The organism is Aeromonas aquatica, from assembly GCF_000764655.1.
In the GTDB taxonomy this organism is placed as follows: Bacteria; Pseudomonadota; Gammaproteobacteria; order Enterobacterales; family Aeromonadaceae; genus Aeromonas; species Aeromonas aquatica.
The window spans coordinates 1-5839 of the sequence record NZ_JRGL01000129.1 but is presented as its reverse complement, the minus strand read 5'-3'; the positions used below and the strand labels follow the sequence as shown (position 1 = coordinate 5839).

The following is a 5839-nucleotide window of genomic DNA, read 5'->3' as shown; positions in this document are numbered from 1 at the left end:
ACGTAATTGGGACATAGCCTTTTTTTTGGGGCTAGGCCCTAGAGCGCGTTGCGGCGCGGGCCGAACGGCAGGCGCCAGCGAAACAGGCTGTTGAGGGTGGCGCGCCACTGGTTCGGCCGCCCCAGGATCTGTTTCTGCAAGCGGGTCTCTTCTTTGAGCATCACCTCGTCGCTGCGGGCCCAGGCCTGGGTGTAGAGCTGCTTGATCCCCGCCAGCGCATCCGGCGACTTGGTGATCAGGGTCTTGGCGAACTCCCGCGCCTCGGCCAGCGGATCCGCGCAGACCCGACTCACCAGCCCCAGGCTCCTGGCCTCACTGGCATCGCACTCACGCCCACTCATGGCGAGCTCCATGGCGGTGTCGACCCCCATCAGGTTGCGCAGGGTGACGCTGCCACTCATGTCGGGGATGATGCCCCACTTGATCTCCATCACCGAGAAGCGGCAATCCGGCGTGCTGAAGCGAAAATCGGCGCCGAGTGCTATCTGCAAGCCACCGCCGAAACAGACCCCCTGAGTCACAGCGATCACCGGCACCGGCAGTTGATGCCAGCCATAGGCCACCCGCTGGGCCAGATTGGTCGCCTCGTCCGCCTCCCGTTTGAGGATGTCGAGCGCCGCCACCGGCTGCTTGAGCATGGATTTCACATCCAGCCCGGCGCAGAAGGCGCGCCCCTCCCCGTGCAGGATCACCGCCCGCAACCCTTTCTGCTGCCGCAACTGGGTGAGCGTCTCGTCGATGGCGCCAAACATGGCACTGTCCAGCGCATTGAGCTTGTCTCCCCGCGCCAGCATCACCTCGGCGATGCCGTCCCGGATCTCGCACTTGACCCTTGGTTTATCCATGTCCCCTCTCCTCCTTGCTGCAATACTGGTCATACCACCACGTTACCAGACTGTTACCAGCGGGTACAGGGAGGCAACACCCTCTCTGCGACTAAAGTCGGCTGGTTCCTGTCTGGCGCCTTTGCCAGACTGGCGCTATCTCCCATGCCCCATGCCCCCGGCCGAGACGAGAATTGTCATGACCATCTTGTTCAACTTCAGTCGCCCGCCGTTTGACTGCCTCGGGGAAGCGGAGCGCCAGCGACTCGGGCAGAGCCTCAGCATCTGCTACTTTCGGGCCAGCCAGACGGTACTGAGCCCGGGGGACGCCCCTCCCGGCCTCTATCTCGTCATCAAGGGGGCGGTGGAGGAGTCGAGCCCCCACCAGTCATTCGGGGATTATGGCGAAGGGGACTTGTTCGACGTGCGCGCCCAGTTCGATGGCCACTGCCGCCACCGTTTCGGTGCCCTCGAAGACTGCCTCTGCCAGCTCATTCCCCGCGCCGTGTTTCAGGGGCTCTGCGCGGACAACCCCGCCTTCGCCCGCTACTTCACCGCCAATCTGGCAGAGCGCCAGCGCGAGCAGGAGCGGCGCAGCCAGCTCGGCCAGCAGAACCTGGCGGAATTCATCCTGACCCGCATCGACATCAGCCACCTGCAACCGCCCCTGCAACTGGACAGGCACAGCAGCCTGCTCGCCGCGAGCGAAGCCATGGCCGCCCGTGGCACCGATTGCCTGATCTACCCGGCCCCCGACGGCAGCCTGAGCCTCGCGACCCGCAAGACCCTGCTGCACGCCCTGACTCTGCAAGGATTGCCGTTGACGACACCCCTCGCGCTCCTGACCCCGGCCCCTCTCATCGGCCTGCCCCTTGGCAGCTACCTGTTCGATGCCCTGCTGCTGATGACCCGCCACCGCATCAAGCGCCTGGTGGTCTGGGATCGACAGGAGGTGGTGGGCGTCTTGCACCTGACCCAGGTACTCGGGCTCTTCTCCGCCCACTCCCATGTGCTGACCCTGCGCATCGCCCGGGCAGACAGCCTGGCCGCTCTGGAGGCGGTCGCCAGGGAACAACAACAGCTGACCCGCTCCCTGTTTGGTCAGGGGATCCACACCGCCTTCCTGATGAGGCTCATTGCCACCCTCAACGAGCAGTTGATCGCCAAGGCCTTCGCCCTGGTGATCCCGGCCGAGGTGCAGGATAAGGTGTGCCTGCTGATGCTGGGCTCCGAGGGCCGCGGCGAGCAGATCCAGAAAACCGATCAGGACAATGCCCTGATCCTGCCGGATGGCCTGCATTGGCCAGACCGCCAGGCCGATCTGGCCGCGTTCAGCGCCCTGCTCGCGCGACTCGGCTACCCGCCCTGTCCGGGCCGGGTGATGGTCAGCAATCCCCAGTGGGTCAAGGAGGATGCGCAATGGCGAGACGAGGTGGAGCGGGCCTGCGTCTCGGCGAGCGAAGGGGATCTGCTCTGGCTCGCCACCCTGGCCGACGCCCAGGCCATCGCCGGGGAGAGATCCCTGCTGGCCCCGCTCGCCCGGCAGTTGCGGATGCGGCTCGGCGACAGACCCGACTTGCTGGCGGAGATGGCCCGTGCCGCCATCGCCTTTCACACTCCCCTCACCCTGTTCGGCCGACTGGAGCAGGCTCCCGAGGGACTGGATCTCAAGCGCGGCGGCCTGTTCCCGCTGGTGCACGGCCTGCGGGTGCTGGCGCTGGAGGCGGGCATATTGGAGACATCGACCTTGGGTCGCATCGAGGCGCTGGTCTCTGCGGGCCGGCTCAGCCGCGACTATGGCGCCAACCTGGCGGAGGCGTTTCGGCTCTTTATCCGGCTGCGGCTCGGCGGGCAGCTCAAGACGGGGAACAATCGGGTACAAGTGAATGCCCTCAGCCATGGGGACAGGGATCTGCTGCGCCACGCCCTGCATCAGGTGAAGAAGTTCCAGCAGTGGCTGGGTATCCACTTTCGGCTGCGCCAATGACGCCCTGGCATCACTGGCGTCGACGCTGGTATGGCCGCGCCTTTCGCCACGGGGACTTTGCCCCGCTGTTCGAAGCCTCCCCGGCCGATGAGTGGGTGGCGCTGGATTTGGAGACCACCAGCCTGGATCCCGGACGGGCCGAGATCGTCGCCATCGGCGCGGTGCGCATCCAGGGCAACCGGCTGCTGACCGGAGAGGCGCTCTCCCTGCAGGTATTGCCCCCCGCCAGCCTGAGCGAGCAGTCGGTGGTCATCCATGGCCTGCGCCATCAGGATCTGCAACAGGGCATGACGCTGGAGGCCGCGCTGCGCCAGCTGCTGGCCTTTATCGGTCCCCGTGAACTGGTGGGTTATCACATCGCCTACGATCTGCGGATCCTCAATCTGGCCTGCCAACGGCTGTGGGGCCTGCACCTGCCCCAGCGGGGCATAGAGGTAAGCCGCCTCTACCACGACAGGCTCTACCGGCGCTACCCGGACGCCGTCATCGATCTGCACCTGGCCGCCATCAGCCACCATCTGGGGCTGCCTGCCTTGCCCCCCCACGATGCCCTGAGCGATGCCATCACCGCCGCCCTCATCTTCCTGCGCCTGCACCATGGCGGGCCCCTGACTTATCCCAAAGTCTAATTGCCGATGAATAACATTTAATTCACATTTTGATTACATGAGCAGGCCTCCTGCTCGGTAGGGACAACCTTCATTCACAGCTGACACAACCGTCATGGAGAACTGCAATGGAACAGCAACGCTATCTGAGGATCCAGCAAGATCCCAACTTTCAGGAGTTGGTCAGCAAACGCCAACGCTTCGCCTGGACCCTCTCCATCCTGATGCTGGGGCTCTACCTGGCATTTATCCTGCTCATCGCCTTCGCCCCCGGCTGGCTCGGCACCCCCTTGAGCGAGGGTTCCTCCATCACCCGCGGCATCCCGGTCGGGGTGGGCTTGATCCTCTCCTCCTTCGTGCTGACCGGCATCTATGTGTTCCGGGCCAACGGCGAGTTTGACGAATTGAATCAGAAGATCCTCAAGGGAGTGCAATCATGAAAGGCAAGTCTCTGCTGCTGCTCGGCGGCCTCATCTCCACTCCCTTGCTGGCGGCCGATGCGCTGACCGGCGAGGTACAGCGCCAGCCCCTGAACGTGCCGGCCATCGTCATGTTCGTGGCCTTCGTGGCTGCCACCCTGTTCATCACCTACTGGGCCTCCAAGCGCAACCGCTCGGCCTCCGACTACTATGCCGCCGGCGGACGCATCACCGGCTTCCAGAATGGTCTGGCCATCGCCGGCGACTACATGTCCGCCGCCTCCTTCCTCGGCATCTCCGCCCTGGTCTACACCTCGGGCTATGACGGCCTGATCTACTCCATAGGCTTCCTGGTGGGCTGGCCCATCATCCTGTTCCTGATCGCGGAGCGGCTGCGCAACCTCGGCAAGTACACCTTCGCCGACGTGGCCTCCTATCGCCTCAAGCAGACCTCGGTGCGCAGCCTCTCCGCCAGCGGATCCCTGGTGGTGGTCGCCCTCTACCTGATCGCCCAGATGGTCGGTGCCGGCAAGCTCATCGAGCTGCTGTTCGGCCTGCAATACCACATCGCCGTGGTACTGGTCGGCATACTGATGGTGCTCTACGTGCTGTTTGGCGGCATGCTGGCCACCACCTGGGTGCAGATCATCAAGGCGGTGATGCTGCTCTCCGGTGCCAGCTTCATGGCCATCATGGTGATGAAGTCCGTCAACTTCGACATCGGCGCCCTGTTCAGCGAGGCCGTCAAGGTGCATGCCAACGGCGCCGCCATCATGAGCCCGGGCGGTCTGGTGGCCGATCCCATCTCCGCCATCTCGCTGGGTCTGGCACTGATGTTCGGTACCGCCGGCCTGCCCCACATCCTGATGCGTTTCTTCACCGTGAGTGATGCCAAGGAAGCCCGCAAATCGGTGTTCTACGCCACCGGCTTCATCGGTTACTTCTACATCCTGACCTTCATCATCGGCTTTGGCGCCATCCTGCTGGTCAGCACCAACCCGGACTTCAAGGACGCCACCGGCGCCCTGCTCGGCGGCACCAACATGGCGGCCGTTCACCTGGCCGATGCGGTCGGTGGCAGCCTGTTCCTCGGCTTCATCTCCGCCGTGGCCTTCGCCACCATACTGGCGGTGGTCGCCGGTCTGACCCTGGCGGGTGCCTCCGCGGTCTCCCATGACCTCTATGCCTGCGTGCTGAAGAACGGCAAGGCCAACGAGACCGACGAGCTGCGCGTCTCCAAATACACCACTGTGGTACTGGGGGTTGTCGCCATCGGTCTGGGCATCCTGTTCGAGAAGCAGAACATCGCCTTCATGGTGGGTCTGGCCTTCTCCATCGCGGCGAGCTGCAACTTCCCTGTGCTGTTCCTCTCCATGTTCTGGTCACGCCTGAGCACCCGTGGCGCCGTCTACGGCGGCTGGCTGGGTCTCATCAGCGCCGTGACCCTGATGATCCTGGGCCCCACCATCTGGGTGAAGGTACTGGGTCACGCCGAGGCCATCTTCCCCTACGAATACCCTGCGCTCTTCTCCATGGCGCTGGCCTTCGTCGGGATCTGGTTCTTCTCGGTGACCGACAAATCCCAGAACGCGGCCGACGAACACACCAAGTTCTTCCCGCAGTTCGTGCGCTCCCAGACCGGGCTCGGTGCCTCCGGCGCCAGCGCCCACTGATGCAATGTCGTCTCTCTCCAAGCCGGCCCTGTGCCGGCTTTTTTCATACTCCCTTGCCCCCCATGCAATAGCGCCAGATCACAGTTCTTGCTAAAACTTTCGGCGGATCTGTGCCATAATGCGCGCCATTTGACAGACCAACCGGGACATCTCCTTTGTTAAGCAGCAACAACACTTATATGTAAGCTAAAACCCCCGAAAGCCGCGCCATATCTGGGCTTTTACAGGATTATCACAACATCTCCGTTCGCTTTCATCCCGCATTCCCCCGCAGTTTCCCTCTCGATTTGCCCCAAAATTGCCCCAAAAAATACCCCAGAATTTTCCA

General features: G+C 63.6%; 5 protein-coding genes. 4 read left to right on the top strand and 1 reads right to left on the bottom strand.

The annotated features are described in order from the left end of the window. Nucleotides 1-38: 38 nt before the first annotated feature. The gene (locus LG30_RS0117290; RefSeq protein WP_033131945.1) at nucleotides 39-845 is read right to left on the bottom strand and encodes a crotonase/enoyl-CoA hydratase family protein; all 807 of its coding nucleotides are present in this window, start codon (nucleotides 843-845) and stop codon (nucleotides 39-41) included. Nucleotides 846-1023: 178 nt separating this feature from the next. On the opposite strand from LG30_RS0117290, the gene LG30_RS0117285 reads away from it, so the two are divergent. From LG30_RS0117285 to LG30_RS0117270, 4 genes are all read left to right on the top strand, one after another. After that, nucleotides 1024-2811 (top strand): putative nucleotidyltransferase substrate binding domain-containing protein, encoded by a 1788-nt coding sequence (locus LG30_RS0117285; RefSeq protein ID WP_033131944.1) that lies wholly within the window; start codon nucleotides 1024-1026, stop codon nucleotides 2809-2811. Next, a complete protein-coding gene (locus LG30_RS0117280; protein ID WP_033131943.1) occupies nucleotides 2808-3440 on the top strand; it encodes a 3'-5' exonuclease in 633 nt (210 codons plus the stop codon). The genes LG30_RS0117285 and LG30_RS0117280 overlap by 4 nt, the downstream gene beginning before the upstream one ends. Before the next feature lie 107 nt (nucleotides 3441-3547). Then, a complete protein-coding gene (locus tag LG30_RS0117275; protein ID WP_033131942.1) occupies nucleotides 3548-3859 on the top strand; it encodes a DUF485 domain-containing protein in 312 nt (103 codons plus the stop codon). Then, the gene (locus LG30_RS0117270; RefSeq protein ID WP_033131941.1) at nucleotides 3856-5511 is read left to right on the top strand and encodes a cation acetate symporter; all 1656 of its coding nucleotides are present in this window, start codon (nucleotides 3856-3858) and stop codon (nucleotides 5509-5511) included. Before LG30_RS0117275 ends, LG30_RS0117270 begins: the two co-directional genes overlap by 4 nt. Nucleotides 5512-5839: the final 328 nt, after the last annotated feature.